This window comes from Azospirillum sp. TSH58 (assembly GCF_003119115.1).
In the GTDB taxonomy this organism is placed as follows: Bacteria; Pseudomonadota; Alphaproteobacteria; order Azospirillales; family Azospirillaceae; genus Azospirillum.
Genome location: NZ_CP022364.1, coordinates 2,415,500 through 2,432,695 on the forward strand (window position 1 = coordinate 2,415,500; position 17,196 = coordinate 2,432,695).

Consider the following 17,196-nt stretch of genomic DNA (forward strand, 5'->3'; position numbering starts at 1 on the left):
CCCGCGCGACGGACAAGCCGCCAGGGCGCGTCATCGTTGTGTGCGAAGCCTGCGGAACCGGCCCCTAACCCGTCGAACGGCGCTGACGAAGCAGCCAGGACGGGTCGGGCTTCGGCCTCCGGGTTACGGCCTTGCGGCCGGCACCAGCTTCGAGGTTTCGTCCCAATCCACCGGCAACCCAGAAGCGTCACGCCCCGGACCGCGCCCGATGATGTAAATTTCGGCCGTGGGGGTCCGCGGGCGACGCCCACAGTCACCCCGGAGAGAAACCTCTCGGAAGAGTGGGCTGGTGGGTCGCGGTATGTCGCAGAGCTACCATAGACAAGCACGAAACCATGCACAACGTGGAATTCGGCGAAAGTTGCGGTCCACAGCATCCGGTTCGGCGGCATTGCCCCGGGCCGGGCGATGGCCGGGGCGGTGTTGCACGAACGGCACCCTCGCCGACAATTCCGCCACGCCCCCGGACGCCGCCGTTGAGCGCCTTGATTTCGCTGCGCTATAGCTGACGGCTGGCTTTGCCGGTTTGTGGTTTCTGATGGAACGGATGCCCCGATTGCTCGCGATTGTCGCCGCGCTGGGCGCCCTTCTGGGGGCGGCCGTCCTGCCGTGCGCCCCGGCGCAGGCCCAGACCACCGCGGCGCTGCCCTTTCCGCCGCCGGTGCAGGAGCGGGTGTCCGTCCTGAACGCGCGGCTGGGCCTGCATCCCGACAAGACGCGGCTGGTTCTGGAACTCACCGACTCGGTGCCCTTCACCGTGTCGGTGCACGGCTCGCCCTACCGGGTCGTGGTCGATCTGCCGGACGTGAGCTGGCCGGGTGGCAACACCGTCATGGCGGGCAAGGGCGTGGTCGCCCGCTACCGCTTCGAAGGGCGCGACGGCGGCGCCTCCCGCCTGGTGGTGGAGACCGACGGCCCGGCGCGGGTGGTCGAATCCTACCTCATTCCGCCGCGCGACGGCTTCAAGCCGCGCTTCGTCCTCGACATCGCCCGCACCACCCCGGCGCAGTTCGCCGCCGCCGCCCCGGTCGCCGCGACCACGGCCCCCCGCCGGCGAGCCGCGAGGCGGCCCGCCCGCCGGCGCGCAAGGACCCCATCGTGCCGGTCGCCGCGGCCCTGCCGCCGCCGGTTCCGCCGCGGGCGGCGCCGGTGCCGGAAAAGCCGATGATCGTCGTCGATCCCGGCCATGGCGGCGTCGATCCCGGCGCGGTCGGGGTCGGCGGGGTCTATGAGAAGGACATCACGCTGGCGATGGCGCGGGAGCTGAAGCGCCAGCTGGAGGGCAGCGGCCGCTACCGGGTGCGGCTGACCCGCGACAAGGACGTGTTCATCCGCCTGCGCGACCGCGTCGCCATCGCGCGGGAGGCCAACGCCGACCTGTTCCTGTCGCTGCACGCCGACAGCATCGGCTCCGCCAACATGCGCGGCCTGTCCATCTACACCCTGTCCGACCGGGCGTCCGACCGCGAGGCGGAAATGCTGGCCGCCAAGGAGAACCGGGCCGACGCGCTGGCCGGCATGGACCTGTCCTCCGAGAACGATCTGGTCGCCACGATCCTGATCGACCTCGCCCAGCGCGACACGATGAACCACTCCAAGCGCTTCGCCAACATGGCGCTGGAGCATCTCGGCCGCGAGGTCAAGCTGATCCCCAACAAGCCGCACCGGCAGGCCGGCTTCGCCGTGCTGACCGCGCCGGACATGCCGTCGGCGCTGGTCGAGATGGGCTATCTGTCGAGTCCCCAGGACGTCAGCCTGCTGAGCAAGTCGGCCCACCGCGAGAAGCTGGGCCGCGGCATGGTCCGCACCATCGACGCCTATTTCAAATGGCTGACCGGGGCGCAGAAGAGCTGAGGCTCGGTTGAACCGAAGCCGCAGCCATGCGGGCGGAGGCGGGCGGGCATACGCGCCGCCCCGTCACCACTTTCTTGCATGCGCCTTGTGGCCGTCACATTTTCCTGACAAGGCTGCGAGGGAGTCGGACTGCCGCCCCTCGCGGTGTAGGATGCCGCCCCTCGCGGTGTAGGATGCCGCCCCTCGCGGTGTAGGATGCCGCCCCTCGCGGTGTAGGATGCCGCCCATCGGACGGTTCCGCGTCTTCCCGGCCTCTGTCCCGGACGAAGACGGCGGGGCCGCCGCCATGCCTGTCTGGGAACCGTCATGCGCTTTATTCTGTCCGCCCTGATGGCCGTCGTGATCCTCGCCCTGGCCGGGGTGGGGGGGCTGGTCTACATGCTGGACCATTACGATCACGAACTGCCGGACTACACCAAGCTCGCCAACTACGAACCGCCCGTGACCACCCGCGTCCACGCGGGCGACGGGCGCCTTCTGGCGGAGTTCGCGTCGGAAAAGCGCGTGTTCGTCCCCATCGACGCCATGCCGAAGCGCGTGACCAACGCCTTCCTGTCCGCCGAGGACAAGAATTTCTACGACCACAAGGGCATCGACCCGGTCGGCATCGCCCGCGCCATCCTGACCAACGTGGAGAATCTCGGCCGCGACCGTCGGCCGATGGGCGCCTCGACGATCACGCAGCAGGTCGCCAAGAACATGCTGCTGACCAACGAGGTGTCCTTCCAGCGCAAGATCAAGGAAGCGATCCTGGCGATCCGCATCGAGCGGGCCTTCAGCAAGGACCGCATCCTGGAGCTGTATCTGAACGAGATCTTCCTGGGATACCGTTCCTACGGCGTGGCGGCGGCGGCGCTGAACTACTTCAACAAGGCGCTGGACGAGCTGGACATCGAAGAGGCGGCCTATCTGGCGGCCCTGCCCAAGGCGCCCAGCAACTACCACCCGGAACGCCAGCGCGACGCCGCCATCGCGCGGCGCAACTGGGTGATCGGGCGCATGGCCGAGGACGGGCACATCACCCCGGAAGAGGCCAGGATCGCCCAGTCCAAGCCCCTGGTCGTGCGCAAGCGCGAGGAGCAGGAGTATGTGACGTCGGAGTATTTCGCCGAGGAGGTCCGGCGCGAGCTGGTGAAGCTCTACGGCGAGCAGGCGCTCTACGAAGGCGGCCTGTCGGTCCGCGCCTCGATGGATCCGGTGCTCCAGCAGGCGGCGACCAAGGCGCTGCGCACCGGGCTGGTCCAGTACGACCGCCGCCACGGCTACCGCGGGCCGGTCGGCAAGATGGAGAATTTCGACAACTGGGCGAAGAAGCTCGCCTCCATGGCGCCGCCCCCCGGCTCCGAGGGCTGGCATCTGGCGGTGGTGCTGAAGGACGACGAGGCGGCGGCGCTCGACATCGGCCTGCCGGACGGCTCGCGCGGCCGCGTGCCGCTGGCCGAGCTGCGCTGGGCGCGGGCGCAGCGCGACGACAACCGGCTCGGCCCGGAGATCCGCCGCCCCTCCGACGTCGCCAAGCTGGGCGACCTGATCCTGGTCGAGGCCGCCGGCAAGGATGAGAAGGGCAAGGAGCCGCCGGCCGGCACCTACGCGCTGCGGCAGGTCCCGGCGGTGCAGGGCGGTCTGGTCGCGCTCGACCCGCACACCGGCCGCGTGCTCGCCATGGTCGGCGGCTTCTCCCCGCACATGAGTTCCTTCAACCGCGCCACCCAGGCGATGCGGCAGCCGGGCTCCTCCTTCAAGCCCTTCGTCTATCTGACGGCGCTGAACCAGGGCTTCACCCCGTCCTCGCTGGTGATGGACGCCCCGTTCGAGTACGACCCCGGCCACGGCCAGCCGGTCTGGCGGCCGGAGAACTACAGCCACGAGTTCTACGGCCCGACGCCGCTGCGCGCCGGCATCGAGAAGTCGCGGAACGTCATGACCGTCCGTCTGGCCCAGGCCGTCGGCATGGACAAGGTGAAGGCGCTGGCCGAGAATTTCGGCATCACCGACAACCTCCAGCCCTACCTGCCGATGTCGCTCGGCGCCGGCGAGACGACGGTGCTGCGCCTCGCCACCGCCTACGCCATGCTGGCCAACGGCGGCAAGCGGGTCAGCCCGACCTTTATCGACCGGGTGCAGGACCGCAACGGCAAGACCATCTTCCGCCACGACACGCGCCCCTGCGCCACCTGCAACCAGGTGCCCTGGAGCGACGGGCTGACCGTTCCCGCCGTCGCCGACACGCGGGAGCAGGTGAACGACCCGCGCACCGTCTACCAGATGGTCTCCATGCTGGAGGGCGTGGTGCAGCGCGGCACGGCGACGAAGCTGCTGTCGCTGGGCAAGCCGCTGGCCGGCAAGACCGGCACGACCAACGACAGCCATGACGCGTGGTTCATGGGCTTCTCGCCCGACCTCGTGGTCGGCACCTACATCGGCTTCGACCAGCCGCGCTCGCTGGGCGCCCGCGAGACCGGCGGTTCGGCGGCGGTGCCGGTGTTCAAGGACGTGATGGAGGTGGCGCTGAAAGACCAGCCGGCCACGCCGTTCCGCGTGCCGCGCGGTCTGCGCCTCGTCCGCGTCAACCCGGAGAACGGGCGCCTCGCCCAGCCCGGCGAGCGCAAGGCGATCTGGGAGGCCTTCATCCCCGGCACGGAGCCCAACCCCGACCAGCCGCAGATGGTGCTGGACGGCTCGGCCCATGCGGCGGACGGCGGCTGGACCGGTGGGGTCCCCGGCGGCGATCCGGCGGCCCAGCAGCAGCCGGGCGGCTGGGGCGCTCCGGCGGCTCCGCCCTCGGCGGCGACGGTGGGGACCGGCGGCCTCTACTGACCGGCGTGTTCTGAAAAGAAGAAAGCCCCGCTTCCCGGTCCGGGAGGCGGGGCTTTTCCTTTATGCGGCGTTTCAGGGACGCGCGGCGGTGTGGGTGTCCGTGCGGATCTGGGCGATGGCCTCGGCCGGGGCCGTGTCGGTGGGGCAGTCGGCCAGCGGACGCAGCCGGTCCTCCATCCGGGCCAGCATCAGGCGGACGCCGTCCTGGTTGATGTGCAGGGCGTCCACGAAATGGGCCTCGTCCTCGACCTCGCGGCGGGTGTCGATGACCGGCACGTCGGGCGGCAGGCGGGCCTTCAGATCCTCGAAGAAGGCGTCGAAGTTGGTCACCTTTGCGATGTAGCCGGGGAAGAAGGGCGTGATGACCACGGCGACCCGCGTGCCCTTCTCCCGCGCCGTGCCAATGATGCGGTCCAGCGCGTCCCAGTTCGGCTGGAAGCCCTCCATCCGCTCCGTCGGCGCCTTTTCGAGCTGGGCCTTGAGGAAGGGCGACATGGTGCCGCTCAGCGTCCGGTCGCCGGTCGGGTGCAGCCCGTCGAAGGCCAGCCGGATCGTCTGGTTGTTGTTGAAGATCAGCGTGTTGAACAGCTTGTTGGAGGCCCACATGGTGGCGTCGACCTGCCGGATGAAGCCGTCCACCCGCTCCGAATAGTAGGCCAGCAGCGGCAGGTCGGCGAGAGCCTTGGGATCGTCGACCACGCTCGTCGGCTCGACCAGCAGCAGGCGGGGGGCGCCGTGCCGGTCCAGGTAATCCTCCCACAGCAGGTCGCCGACCGTGGTGGGGGCGCCGCCCATGCCCAGGTTCAGCACCCGCCCGCAGGTCAGCGCCTGCACCTCCTCCACCGGGAAGTGGTTGTCGGCGCGGGAGTTCCCCAGGATCACCACGTCGGCGGGCGGCCCGTTGCGGTAGACGGTCATGAAGCGGTCCGACGACTGGAGGAGCGTGTCGCCCATCCAGGACGCCACCGCGCGGTCCATGGCGACCACCATGCCCAGGATCAGTCCGACGACGGCCAAAAGGCGGATCATGGTTCGGGCTCCCTCAGAACTGGAAATAAATGAAGGATCGGTTGGCGAAATTGCCGAAGAGCAGGAGCATCAGGATCAGCGTGGCGCAGCCGGCCGAGCGGACCACGACGTTGACCCCGGCGTAGCGGCGCCCGGCCCCGAACTCGATCATCGCGTCGATCATCAGCACGACGAGGCCGAACAGGGCGACGCGGACCAGATAGCTCATCTGCTGCATGCCGCGCGGCAGGCTGAAGTCGCCCTCGGCGATGATGCCCAGGATGGTCCGCACCGTGTGCATGTCGTCGGCGCGGAAGGGCAGCCAGGTCAGCGTGATCAGAAGGAAGACCAGCCCGACCGTCAGCAGCTTCCCCGCCATCAGCGGCGCGCCGCTCAGCCGCAGCGGGCTGCGCCTGGCCAGCCAGCGCAGGCCGTCCTCCGCCGCCATCAGGGTGGCGTGCATGGCGCCCCACAGGATGAAGGTCCAGGCGGCCCCGTGCCACAGGCCGGACACGAGCATCACGATGGTCAGGTTGCGGATGCGCAGCCAGTGGGTGCGCCCGCCGCCCATCGGGATGTAGACGTAGTCGCGGAACCATGTGGACAGCGAGATGTGCCAGCGCCGCCAGAAGTCCTTCATGCCCATGGCGAAGTAGGGGCGGGCGAAGTTCTGGCAGAGCGTGTAGCCGAAGATCTGCGCCAGACCGATCGCGATCAGCGAGTAGCCGGCGAAGTCGCCGTAGATCTGGAGCGAGAAGCAGATCAGCCCGATGACGTGGTTCAGCGCGTTGAAGAACTCCGGCTGGGCGAAGCGCGCGTCGACCACGGCGGCGGCGTTGTCGGCCAGCCCGAGCTTGAGGAAATAGCCCCAGATGATCTTCTCCAGCCCGGCGAAGCGGAAGGCGAAGCTGACGTCGTGGCGGGGGCCGTCCTGGATCTGGGGCAGCAGGTCGCGCGCCCGGACGATCGGCCCGGCGACGAGCTGCGGGAAGAAGGCGACGAAGGTCGCGTAGCGCAGCAGCGACCGCTCCGGTTTCTCCAGATGGCCGAGATAGAGGTCCAGCGTGTAGCTGAGATTCTGGAAGGTGTAGAAGGAAATGCCGACCGGCAGGATGATGGACAGCGTGCGGTGCCCGACGTCGAGGCCGAGCGAGGCCAGCGCCACCTGCGCGCTGTCGATGAAGAAGTTGAAGTATTTGAAAAAGAACAGGATCGCCAGATTGGTGGCGAGGCTTATCTGCATGAAGATGCGGGCGGTGGCCCGGTTCGGCGCGTCGGCGATGCGCAGCCCGCAATAGAAGTCGAGCAGCGTCGTGCCGGCGAGCAGCAGGCAGAAGCGGTAATCCCAGAAGCCGTAAAAGATGTAGCTGGACACCAGCAGCAGCGGCGTGAACAGCCGCGTCCTGGCGAGCATCATGAAGCCCGCCGTGAAGGCCGTGATGAACAGCAGGAACCCCAGGCTGGTGAAGTTCATCGGGGGGCCACGCTATTGTTGTTGGGGAACGGGGGCGCCGATAGCGCGCGCCCGCCGGGTGACGGGCACGAACGTCGGTGACGCTATCACGGGGGGCTGCCACTTATTCGCGCCGCGAAAGTGGTTTTGCGGCGCAAAAACGGTTTCATCCGAGTGGGTTGGTGGGATGCCCCGGTGACGGGGCCGCGCTCCGGCGGGTTACCGTTCCGGATCGGTCCAGCGTCGCGGAAGCCGTGGACCCTGTGGAATAAGAGGGTGCAAGGCCGCTCCCAACCCGCTACATAAGGGCCAAGACACTGGTTCAACTCTGGCTGACGAGGAGGCACTGCGATGCGGGCCGAGATCGAAGCGGCCGCCGGCGAGATTAGAGAATCGCTGGCGCTGCTGAGGAGGCATCTTTGACTGGGATAACGCGCTGCGTCGTCTCGACGAACTGAACGCCCACGCCGAAGACCCCAAGCTGTGGGACGACCCGTCCCGCGCGCAGACCATCATGCGCGAGCGCACCCAGCTCGAAACGTCCGTGAACGGCTACCGTGCCCTTGAGCGCGACCTGTCCGACAGCCTGGAACTGATCGAGATGGGCGAGGCCGAGGGCGACGCGACCGTGGTCGCCGATGCTGAGGCCCAGCTCTACGCGTTGCGCGACCGCGCGGCGAAGCTCCAGATCGAGAGCCTGCTCTCGGGCGAAGCGGACGCCAACGACTGCTTCATCGAGGTGAACGCCGGCGCCGGCGGCACGGAGGCCCAGGACTGGGCGCTGATGCTGATGCGCATGTACCTCCGCTGGGCGGAACAGCACGGCTACAAGACGCAGTGGCTCGAGGAGAGCCCCGGCGAAGAGGCCGGCATCAAGTCCGCCACCGCGCAGATCAGCGGCCACAACGCCTATGGCTGGCTGAAGACCGAGGCCGGCGTGCACCGTCTGGTGCGCATCAGCCCGTTCGACAGCCAGGCGCGCCGCCAGACCAGCTTCGCTGCCGTCTCGGTGTCTCCGGTGATCGATGACAAGATCAACATCGAGATCAACGAGAAGGACTGCCGCATCGACACCTTCCGGGCGTCGGGCGCCGGCGGCCAGCACGTCAACAAGACGGACTCGGCGATCCGCATCACCCACCTGCCCACGGGCATCGTGGTGGCCTGCCAGCAGGAGCGCTCGCAGCACAAGAACCGCGCCAAGGCGTGGGACATGCTGCGCGCCCGCCTGTACGAGCGGGAGCTGAAGATCCGCGAGGACGCCGCCGCCGCTCTGGAAGCGACCAAGAGCGACATCGGCTGGGGCCACCAGATCCGTTCCTACGTCCTGCACCCCTACCAGATGGTGAAGGACCTGCGGACCGAGGTGGAGACCTCGCAGAGCCAGGCGGTGCTGGACGGCGACCTGGACATGTTCCTGGAAGCCGCTCTGGCCGCGCGGCTTAAGGGGCAGAGCGACGACGCGGCGGCGTGAGTGCGGGTGGGGGTAGGTCTTGCCCCCACCCCGGCCCTCCCCCGCTGGGCGGGGGAGGGAGTTAAATCCCCTCCCCTGCGATAGCGGGGGAGGGTTAGGGTGGGGGCAAACCACCCCCCTATTTTTATCCCTTGGGAAGAAACGCGGCCTCTGCGTTGTTGATCTCCGCAACAAGAAACGGAGAGAGACCATGAACCGCAGCCTGTTCGCCGCCTTCCTGGCCGCCACGGCCTTCGCGTCCCCGGCCTACGCCGCCTGTCCGACGGACAGCATGACGCCGGACATGTATTTCGCCTATGTCGAAGGCATCCAGAAGACCCTGACCGAGCAGGGCTTCCGTCCCGGCGTGATCGACGGGAAGATCGGACCCAACACCCGCTCCGCCATCCGCGCCTACCAGAAGGCCGCGAAGCTCCCGGTGGACGGCTGTCCGACGCAGGAGCTTCTCGACCACATCAACTTCTCCCAGCCGAAGGTCTACGGGCCGGGCAAGCGGTAAAAAACCCTGCCGTTACTTCACGAAGGTCAGGTCCATGACGGACTTGGCGTCCAGCGCCTTGTCCACCTGACCTTCGGACTGCCAGAACTTCACCTGGTTGACGATGTCGTCGACCAGCAGCTTGCCCTTCGGCTCGACATAGGGCAGGCCGGCGGCGACGACCTCGGGCTTCTGCTTCGTCGCCTCGGCGATGATCGCCAGCAGCTCGTCGTAGCCGGGGCCCTTCACCACGGCGCCCGACGCGTCCTTGGCGTTGAAGGCGGCGTGGTATTCGGCCAGCCCGGTCAGATAGGCGCTGACGAACTTCTCGGCCAGCGGGCGGCGCTGGGCGACGGTCTTCGGGCTGGTGAAGAGGGCGCCGAGCTGCCACGGCGTCTCGTCGCCGACCCAGCCCAGGATGGTGCCGGAGCCTTCGGCGGCGAGCTGGCGGGCCACCGTCACCGGGGCGATCACCGCGTCCACCTGACCGCCCTTGAAGGCGGCGACCATCTTCGGCACGTCCTGCATCGCCACCATGGTCACGTCCTTGACCGCGAAGCCGTGCTTCTGGCCGAGCAGGCCGACCATGTAATGGAAGGTCGAGCCGACCGTGGTGATGGCGATGCGCTTGCCCTTGAGGTCGGCCGGCTTGGTCAGCCCGGCGTCGTGCGCCGCCTTGGTCGCCACATAGGCGCTGAGCTGGAATCCCGGCTCGTCGCGGCTCTGCGCCGCGATCATGGTGACCGCACCCTTGGCGGCGAGGTTGTAGAAGCCCGCCGTCAGGCCGGTGACGCCGAAATCGACGTCGCCCGAGGCCACCGCCACCGGCACCTGCTGGGCCGAGGTGAACATCTTCAGATCGACGTCCAGCCCTTCCTTCTCGAAATAGCCCTTCGACTTGGCGATGAAGATCGGGCCGGAGGAGGCCAGCGCCAGCACGCCGATGGAGGTCTTCTCCAGACCCTGCGCCTCGGCGGCGGGCGTTCCGGCCAGCGCCAGGGCCGCAGCGCCCATCACACCCAGAACCGCCCGGCGGCCCCAACGCACGACAGTCATTCTCAGTCTCCCTTTCTCGATGTTCATTCTTCTCACCGCCATTTCAGCAGGCGGCGTTCCAGGATGGACAGCACGGTCCCGATGCTCAGGCCGAGCAGCGAGAGAACCAGCACGCCGGCCAGGAGCTGGTCGGTCAGCATCAGGTTGCCGGCGGTCAGGACGAAGGCGCCGATGCCGTACTCCGCCCCGATCATCTCCGCCGCGACCACCAGGATCAGCGCGATGGAGGCGGTGATGCGGAAGCCGGCCAGGATGCCGGGCAGGGCGCCGGGAAGCACGATCTTGCGCAGGATCGACGCCCAGGGCAGGCCGAAGCTCTGCGCCATGCGGATCAGGTTGCGCGGCACCGAATCGATGGCGCTGTAGGTGGCGATCACGGTCGGGAAGAAGACGCCGAAGCCGATGGTGGCGAACTTCGACGGCTCGCCGATGCCGAACCACAGGATGAACAGCGGCAGAAGCGCGATCTTCGGGATCGGGAAGAAGGCCGAGACCAGCGGCACGCCGACCGCCCGCGCCACCGAGCCGATGCCCATGGCGAAGCCCACGGCCATGCCAGCCACCGTGCCCATGACCCAGCCCACGCCGATGCGCATCAGCGACGCCTTCAGGTGCTGCCACAGCGACCCGTCCTGCGCCATGGCGGCCAGCGCCGAGGCGACGGCGCTCGGCGGCGGCAGGAACAGCTCGCTGACAAGGCCGAAGCGGTTGGTGGATTCCCACACCGCGATCAGCAGCACGAAGGCGAGCAGCGCCGCCCAGCGGTGCCCCTTGACCGTGAAGCCGCCGCCGCGGAAGCGGACGGGTTGCGCCGGAGCGGCGGAACGGTCGGTCATCGGGAGGCTGGTGCTGGTCAAAGGGGTGTCAGGCATCGGCGATCTCCCGGTCGGCCAGTTGGGCCTCGGCCCGGATCAGGTGCCACAGCTGGTCGCGCACCTCCGCCAGATGGGCCTGGGCGGAGGGCTCCAGCCGCTGGTCGCGCGGTTCCTCGATGGTCACGATCTCGCGCAGGCGGCCGGGACGGCGGCTGAGCACGACGACCCGGTCGGCCAGCCGCAGCGCCTCGTCCAGATTGTGGGTGACGTAGACGGCGGTCGTCCGCTCGCGCTGCCAGAGCGACAGGAAATCCTCCATCAGCAGCTCGCGCGTCTGGGCGTCGAGCGCCGACAGCGGCTCGTCCAGCAGCAGCATGGCCGGGCGCACGGCCAGCGCGCGGGCGATGCCGACGCGCTGGCGCATGCCGCCGGACAACTGCTTGGGCAGCGCCTTGCGGAAGTCCCACAGCCCCATGCGGCGCAGGCCGGACTCGATGCGCTCCCGCCGCTCCGCCGCCGACAGCGGATGGTGTTCGAGGACAAGCGACAGGTTGTCCTCGACGCTGCGCCAGGGCAGCAGGGCGAAGTCCTGGAAGATGAAGGTGATCGGGTTCAGGCAGCCGTCCGGCACCTCGCCCGCCACCGCGATGGTGCCGGAGCTGGGCGCCACGATGCCGCCGGCGATGCCGAGCAGGGTGGACTTGCCGCAGCCCGACGGGCCGATGACGGCCAGAACCTCCCCCTCCTGCACCGTCAGGTCGATGCCGTCCAGCACGACGAGGTCGTCGTAGCGGTGGCACAGGTCCTTGATGATAAGCCTCATTGTCCCTTTTCCGTGGCCTTGCCGGGATTTGCCCCCGCCCAGGCGATCAGCAGTTCGTCGCGCGAGGTCAGGCCCGCCTCCGGCAGCGCGTGGTTCACGACGGCCTTGGCGGCGCCGCCGGTCGCTTCCGGCAGGCGGTTCTCCCACATGGCCTGATGGAGCGTGGGCAACTCGTCCCAGTTACCGAGGTATGTCGTTGGCACACGGACCGCCCCCGACGCAATGACGCGGTTCAGCCCTGCGATTTCCGCAGCGTTCGAAAGATGCGTGCCGACGATGGATGCCGATGGCATCAGGATGCGGCGCTGGCGCATCCACACCTGTGGCGCGTAGAAGCTGTAGCGGCGACCACTCATCTCCCCACAATAGACGACGCGGCCCGTGTGCGGCTTCACGAGCATGGTGGAGACGGCCAGCGTGTCGCGCCGCGCCCGCTCCACCACCACGTCGGGCATGCCGCGCGGGTTGTCGGCGGCGCGCAGGATGCGGCCGACAGCCTGGCCCAGCGGCTTGAAGGTGTCCTCGGTGAACAGCCGCACGGCCTCCTTGAAGGCGGCGGTCTCGCGCTGCGGGTCGGGCAGGTCCGGCATGGTGTCGGGCCAGTCGAAATGCGGCACGCGGCGCGTTATCTCGGCCAGCGACACCGCCCCGGCCAGCGCCTCGCCATAGCCGAGCGACAGCACGAAGTCGCGCTCGGAATCCCGGTCGGTGACGACGCAGACGCGGGCGCCGGACTCGCGCGCCGCCTCGATCGCCGACAGCGCCATGTCGTCGCGCAGCCCCACCGCCCCGGCGCCGTAGAAGACCAGCACGGCCTCGCCGGGGCGCAGGCGGGCGCGGCGCAGCATGTCGGCGGGCTCGGCGGAACCGGGCTTGCCGAGGAAGGTCATGTGATAGCCGCTGGAGGCGCCGAAGAAGGTCAGCGCGCCGCCCTCGGCCAGCGACTGGAAGGTGCGGGGGAAGGTCGTCTCGCCGGCGTGGCTGACCGCGTAGTCCACGAGGTTGCCACCGTTGGCGGCGCGCAGCGCGTCGAGGTAGGGGCGTCCGGCCTCCTCCCACGCCGCCCACTGCGCGGGGTCGGCGGGGATGCGGGTGAAGGCGGCCTCGGCGACGGAGCGGTCCACCGCCTCCGCCCCGCGGGCGCGGATGGCGGCGGCGCGGCGCTCCGACGACACCATGCCGGTCACCCTCATGCGCCGGGCCAGCGCCAGTTCCACCGTCCAGGCGCCGGTGCCGCCCGCCGCGCCCTCCACCAGCAGGCGCTTGCCGGGCTGCACGTCGAGCGCGGTGAACAGCGCGCGGTAGCCGGTCCCGGCGGCAAGCATGTAGCTTCCCGCCTCCTCCAGCGCGAGGCCGGGCGGCAGCGGGAAGAGCTGCGGCCCGTCGGCCAGCATGAATTGCTGGTGGCTGCCGTCCGGCGACTGGTAGCCCTGGATGTGGAAGTCGGTGAACATGGGATCGGCCCCGGCCTCCGGGTCCAGCAGGTCGGAGACTCCGGAATAGACGGCGACCAGATCGCCGACGGCCAGCCGTCCCTGTGCCTGCAACGCCTCGCCCATGCGCACGACCATGCCGACCCCGCCGGAGCCGGTGACGTGCACGTCCTCGTCATGCTCGTCGAACAGGGAGATGGGGATGCCGGTGAGCGCCCAGACGTCGTTGTAGTTGACCTCCGACGCCAGGACGTAGACGAGCGCCTGGTTGGGGCCGGGCTCGGGGACCGGGATGACGACCTCGGCTTCGGCCTGCGCCGGGTCGCCGTGGGCGGCGGCGCCCGTTTCCAGATCGCGGACGACGGCCTGGGCGAGCTGCCAGCGGGGCAGGGGCGTCGCGCCGGGGACGAAGGGGCTGCCGATGGGCAGCACGCCGTCGCGGCTGTCGCGCCGCGGGCGGGCGGGCAGGGGCGGGGACTTCTTCTCCAGGAAGAGGGCGATGCCTTTCTTGGCGCCGTTGTCGGGGTCGAGGAGGAAGCGGGCGAAGGCGTCGATCTCGGCCTTGGTGCCGGCGTCGAAGCCGTCGCTGAGGCCGGTGTCGACCAACTGGACGATGGTGTCGGCGACCGGGCCGCGGCCGACGGAATGAGCTTGGCGGAGGAGGCGGGCGCATTGCCCCCACCCTCCCGCTTCGCGGGCCCCTCCCTCCCCCGCTGCGCAGGGGAGGGTTTTGTCGGCGGGCGGCGGAGTTCCCTCCCCTGCGAAGCGGGGGAGGGTTAGGGTGGGGGCAAGTGCGGCCGTGGGGGCAAGCGCGGCCTCCCGCGCCATGGCCTTCGCCAGCGTCAGCGCGTCGTCCGCGCCGCGCGCCACCACATCGACCAAGCCATAGTCCAGCGCCGTCTCCGCGTCGATCTGGCGTCCCGACAGCAGGATCTCCAGCGCCCGCCCGTACCCACGCTCCGGGTCCTTGCGCAGGAGCAGGCGCGGCAAGCGCTGCGTGCCGCCATAGCCCGGCGGCAGGAACAGGTTGATCTCCGGCTGGCCCAGCCGGGCCCGCGGGTCGGCCACCCGGACGTGGCAGGCCATCGCCAGCTCGCAGCCGCCGCCGAGCGCCACGCCGCGGATCGCGGCGAACACCGGCTTGTCCAGCGCCGCGAGAGCGTGGAAGACGGCGTGGGCCTTGGCGGGCAGGGCGCGGGCCTCGCCCTCGTCCTGCACCTCGTCGAGAAGCTGGCGGATGTCGGCGCCGGCCACGAAGTTGCGGCCGGTGCCGGTGATCACCACGGCGCGCACATCCGCCCGGCGGGCGAGATGGGCGACCAGCGTGTCCAACTCGTCGAGCAGGCGGTCGGACAGGGCGTTGACCGGCGGGTTGTCGATGGCCACCGTCGCCATGCGCACGCCCTCGGCCAGCCGGTCGTACTGCACGGACAGGAAGCGCTGCCGCTCGATGAGGGTCTGTTCCTCCGCCCGCTGCTGGCCGCGCGTCCAGGCGGCGATGCGCGCCTCCAGGTCGGTCAGGCACTCCGGGTTGCGCAGGGTGGAGGTGTCGCCCAGCGGCTCCCCGTTCATCATCGCCGTCAGGAAGCGGCGCATGTATTTGCCGGAGCGCGTCTCGGGAAAGGCCGGGACGGCGAGGATGTCGGAGGGGACGGCGACGGCGCCCTTCTCCTGCCGCACCAGATCCTTCAGCCGGCGCTCGTCGTCGGCGGTGAGGTCACGGCCCTTGGCGGGAAGGACGAAGGCGACCGGGGTCAGCCCCTTCTCGCGGTGGGGGGCGCCGACCACGATGACGTTGCCGACCGGGCTGTCGGGGTTGATCTGCTTGTCGCGCAGGATCGCGCCCTCGATCTCCTCAGTGCCCATGCGGTGGCCGGACACGTTGATGACGTCGTCGGAGCGGCCGTGCAGGCTGAAGCTGCCGTCCTCGTACTTGCGCGCGAAGTCGCCCTGCAGATAGGCCCAGACCGGCTGGCCGTCGGCGTCGCGGAAGCGCCCGAAATAGGTCGTCACGAAGCGGTCGAAGTCGCCCTTCCAGCCGGGTTTCCCGACGTTGTCCGCGTCGCCCCAGATGGTGCGGGTCAGGTAGGGATAGGGAGCGGTGACGACGATCTCGCCCTTCTCCTCCGGCTCGGCGGGGCGGAAGGCGACGCGGCCCGCGGCGTCCGGCTCGCTTTCGGGCACCCAGACGTCGCCGAGAACCCAGGGCAGGGGGTAGGTGTGGGCGTCGGCGCGCAGCGGCTGGTCGGGGTTGCCGTAGGGGTGGGTCCAGACGATGCCGCCATGCTCCGTCGCCCAATAGCTGTTGATGTATTGCGGCGTCATCACCGCCATGCCGAAGGCCTGGACGGCGGGGCTGGTCGGCTCCGCGCAGAAGGTGGCGACGCGCAAGCTGCCGCGGTCGTAGCGCTCCACGTCGGCGCGGTTCTCCGGGTGGGTCATGACCGTCTTCAGGAAAGTCACGCCCGCCTTGAAGATGGTCACCTTGTGCCGCTCGATGATCGAGGCGAAGCGCCCGGCGTTGGGGAAGACCGGCGCCCCCTCCGTCACGATGCCGGGGATGCGGGCGGCGAGGCTGGCGGTGATGAGGTAGCTCTGCCCGGTGATCCAGCCGGGATCGGCGACGACGTAGATGACGTCGCGGCCCGGCAGGGCGTCGAAGCTGACCTTCATGGTGTGGGCGAGGCCGGCGACGTAGCCGCCATGGACATGCACCACGCCCTTCGGCTTCCCGGTGGAACCGGAGGTGTAGATGATGAACAGCGGATACTCCGCGTCCACCGGCACGCAGGGAACGGCCTTCGCCACGGCGGCGTAGAGCGCCCGGTCGTCCAGCGCGCGCAGCGCGTCCATGCCCGGAAGACCGGCGGCGGCGCACAGCTCCGCCTCGGCCGTCGCCAGCAGATCGTGCGCCCAGACGTCGCGTCCCTCGGTCCAGGGGATGTCGGGCAGGCCGGCGTGGCGGACGACGATCACCGCTTCGACCCGCGGCGGGGCGGCGGTCAGGGCCTCGGCGACGCTGGCGCGCAGGTCGGCCACGGTGGCGGCGTCGAGCGTCCCGGCGCGGTCCAGCGCCCGGCCCAGCTCGCGCATCACGTCGGCGGGGGCGACGGTGATCTCGCCCTCCAGCCCGCGGCGCACCGGCTCCATCAGGGCGTCGTCACCGAGCTTGGCGCGCAGCACCTCCGCGGTGATGCGCAGCGCGATGGGCAGGGCGACGAAGCGGTCGAGCGCCGGGTCGCTGTAGACCTCCTTGAAGGGGGCCATCTCGGCGTTGCGGCTGGCGCCGTCGGCGGTGATGACGACGCGGGCGCCGGCGTTCTCGATGCGGTCGGACAGGGTTTTATCCGAGAAGCCGCCGAACACGGCGGTGTAGATGACGCCGATGCGCTTCGCCCCTTCCGTCCAGACGATCTGGTCGAGGATGTTGGGCATGTTCAGCGCGATGCGGTCGCCCTGGCGGAGGCCGAGACCGCGCAGCGCCAGCGCGGCCAGGGCGGAGCGGATCAGCAGCTCGCGCCGGGTCAGCGTGACATGATGGACCGGGCCGCCGCGCCCGCCGTTGGCGGCGGCGTCCCAGCGGTCGCCCTCGTACCAGTAGGCGGTCTCGGCCCCGTGGCCGGACAGGACGTGGCGGTCCACCTCGTTGAAGGCGGCGTTGGTCAGTCCGCCCGCGAACCAGCGGTAGAAGGGGGCCTCCGACCCGTCGAACGCCTGGGTCCATGGCGTCCAGTCCACCCGCTCCGCCGCCTCGCCCGTCGCCGCGTTCCAGCCGCGCCACACGCCGTCGGCATCGCGCATCAGCCAGTGCGCGCCGTCGAACCAGTGGATCGTTTCCGCGGCGATGGCGCCGTGGAAGGCGCCGGGATCGGCCGCGCAGGCGGCGCGCTGGCTCCGCCAATCCGCGGCGGAGCGGATGGGGTTGACGGCGACGTCCTGCGGCAGCGGCGGCTGTCCGGCGGAGTCCGCGACGGCGTGGTCCATG

At 69.8% G+C, this 17,196-nt stretch carries 11 protein-coding genes; 5 read left to right on the forward strand and 6 right to left on the reverse strand.

Annotated features, from left to right (window positions below):
• Positions 1 to 556 precede the first annotated feature (556 nt).
• The 3 genes from TSH58p_RS33985 to TSH58p_RS14945 all read left to right on the forward strand — a co-directional run bounded on the left by TSH58p_RS33985 (position 557) and on the right by TSH58p_RS14945 (position 4,671).
• The gene (locus TSH58p_RS33985) at positions 557 to 1,168 is read left to right on the forward strand and encodes an AMIN domain-containing protein (protein ID WP_247895504.1); all 612 of its coding nucleotides are present in this window, start codon (positions 557 to 559) and stop codon (positions 1,166 to 1,168) included.
• A complete protein-coding gene (locus TSH58p_RS33990) occupies positions 1,099 to 1,854 on the forward strand; it encodes an N-acetylmuramoyl-L-alanine amidase (protein ID WP_247895505.1) in 756 nt (251 codons plus the stop codon). The genes TSH58p_RS33985 and TSH58p_RS33990 overlap by 70 nt, the downstream gene beginning before the upstream one ends.
• A 306-nt stretch (positions 1,855 to 2,160) precedes the next feature.
• Positions 2,161 to 4,671: a penicillin-binding protein 1A gene (locus TSH58p_RS14945; protein WP_109067775.1), complete on the forward strand. Its 2,511-nt coding sequence runs from the start codon at positions 2,161 to 2,163 to the stop codon at positions 4,669 to 4,671.
• A 72-nt stretch (positions 4,672 to 4,743) separates the two neighbouring features.
• Here the strand turns inward: TSH58p_RS14945 and TSH58p_RS14950 are convergent, their stop codons facing one another.
• A complete protein-coding gene (locus TSH58p_RS14950) occupies positions 4,744 to 5,700 on the reverse strand; it encodes a hypothetical protein (RefSeq protein ID WP_109067774.1) in 957 nt (318 codons plus the stop codon).
• Positions 5,701 to 5,713: 13 nt separating this feature from the next.
• The gene (locus TSH58p_RS14955; RefSeq protein ID WP_109067773.1) at positions 5,714 to 7,153 is read right to left on the reverse strand and encodes an MBOAT family protein; all 1,440 of its coding nucleotides are present in this window, start codon (positions 7,151 to 7,153) and stop codon (positions 5,714 to 5,716) included.
• 330 nt (positions 7,154 to 7,483) lie between these two features.
• Between TSH58p_RS14955 and prfB the strand changes: the two genes are divergently transcribed.
• Together prfB and TSH58p_RS14965 are read left to right on the forward strand one after the other, a co-directional pair.
• A protein-coding gene (gene prfB, locus TSH58p_RS14960; protein WP_104675338.1) for a peptide chain release factor 2 occupies positions 7,484 to 8,606 on the forward strand; the annotation gives its coding sequence in 2 pieces (ribosomal slippage) (positions 7,484 to 7,552 and positions 7,554 to 8,606; 1,122 coding nt in all).
• Positions 8,607 to 8,796: 190 nt separating this feature from the next.
• The gene (locus TSH58p_RS14965) at positions 8,797 to 9,105 is read left to right on the forward strand and encodes a peptidoglycan-binding protein (RefSeq protein ID WP_035675189.1); all 309 of its coding nucleotides are present in this window, start codon (positions 8,797 to 8,799) and stop codon (positions 9,103 to 9,105) included.
• A 12-nt stretch (positions 9,106 to 9,117) separates the two neighbouring features.
• Here the strand turns inward: TSH58p_RS14965 and TSH58p_RS14970 are convergent, their stop codons facing one another.
• Genes TSH58p_RS14970 through TSH58p_RS14985 form a run of 4 tightly spaced genes read right to left on the reverse strand, consistent with a single transcriptional unit; the run spans position 9,118 to position 17,195 of the window.
• Positions 9,118 to 10,140 carry an ABC transporter substrate-binding protein gene (locus TSH58p_RS14970; protein WP_109067772.1) on the reverse strand — a complete coding sequence of 341 codons (1,023 nt, stop codon included), beginning with the start codon at positions 10,138 to 10,140 and terminating at the stop codon, positions 9,118 to 9,120.
• Between the two features lie 32 nt (positions 10,141 to 10,172).
• Positions 10,173 to 11,012 (reverse strand): ABC transporter permease, encoded by an 840-nt coding sequence (locus TSH58p_RS14975; protein WP_247873796.1) that lies wholly within the window; start codon positions 11,010 to 11,012, stop codon positions 10,173 to 10,175.
• On the reverse strand, positions 11,005 to 11,778 hold the full coding sequence (locus TSH58p_RS14980) for an ABC transporter ATP-binding protein (RefSeq protein WP_109067770.1): 774 nt from the start codon (positions 11,776 to 11,778) through the stop codon (positions 11,005 to 11,007). Before TSH58p_RS14980 ends, TSH58p_RS14975 begins: the two co-directional genes overlap by 8 nt.
• A complete protein-coding gene (locus TSH58p_RS14985; protein WP_109067769.1) occupies positions 11,775 to 17,195 on the reverse strand; it encodes an AMP-binding protein in 5,421 nt (1,806 codons plus the stop codon). The genes TSH58p_RS14980 and TSH58p_RS14985 overlap by 4 nt, the downstream gene beginning before the upstream one ends.
• Between the last annotated feature and the right edge of the window lies 1 nt (position 17,196).

Excerpts from the sequence above, each read along its gene's own strand:
- TSH58p_RS14945 (WP_109067775.1), top strand. The coding sequence starts at position 2,161 with ATGCGCTTTATTCTGTCCGCCCTGATGGCCGTCGTGATCCTCGCCCTG.
- TSH58p_RS14950 (WP_109067774.1), bottom strand. The coding sequence starts at position 5,700 with ATGATCCGCCTTTTGGCCGTCGTCGGACTGATCCTGGGCATGGTGGTC.
- TSH58p_RS14955 (WP_109067773.1), bottom strand. The coding sequence starts at position 7,153 with ATGAACTTCACCAGCCTGGGGTTCCTGCTGTTCATCACGGCCTTCACG.
- TSH58p_RS14965 (WP_035675189.1), top strand. The coding sequence starts at position 8,797 with ATGAACCGCAGCCTGTTCGCCGCCTTCCTGGCCGCCACGGCCTTCGCG.
- TSH58p_RS14970 (WP_109067772.1), bottom strand. The coding sequence starts at position 10,140 with ATGACTGTCGTGCGTTGGGGCCGCCGGGCGGTTCTGGGTGTGATGGGC.
- TSH58p_RS14975 (WP_247873796.1), bottom strand. The coding sequence starts at position 11,012 with ATGCCTGACACCCCTTTGACCAGCACCAGCCTCCCGATGACCGACCGT.
- TSH58p_RS14980 (WP_109067770.1), bottom strand. The coding sequence starts at position 11,778 with ATGAGGCTTATCATCAAGGACCTGTGCCACCGCTACGACGACCTCGTC.
- TSH58p_RS14985 (WP_109067769.1), bottom strand. The coding sequence starts at position 17,195 with ATGGACCACGCCGTCGCGGACTCCGCCGGACAGCCGCCGCTGCCGCAG.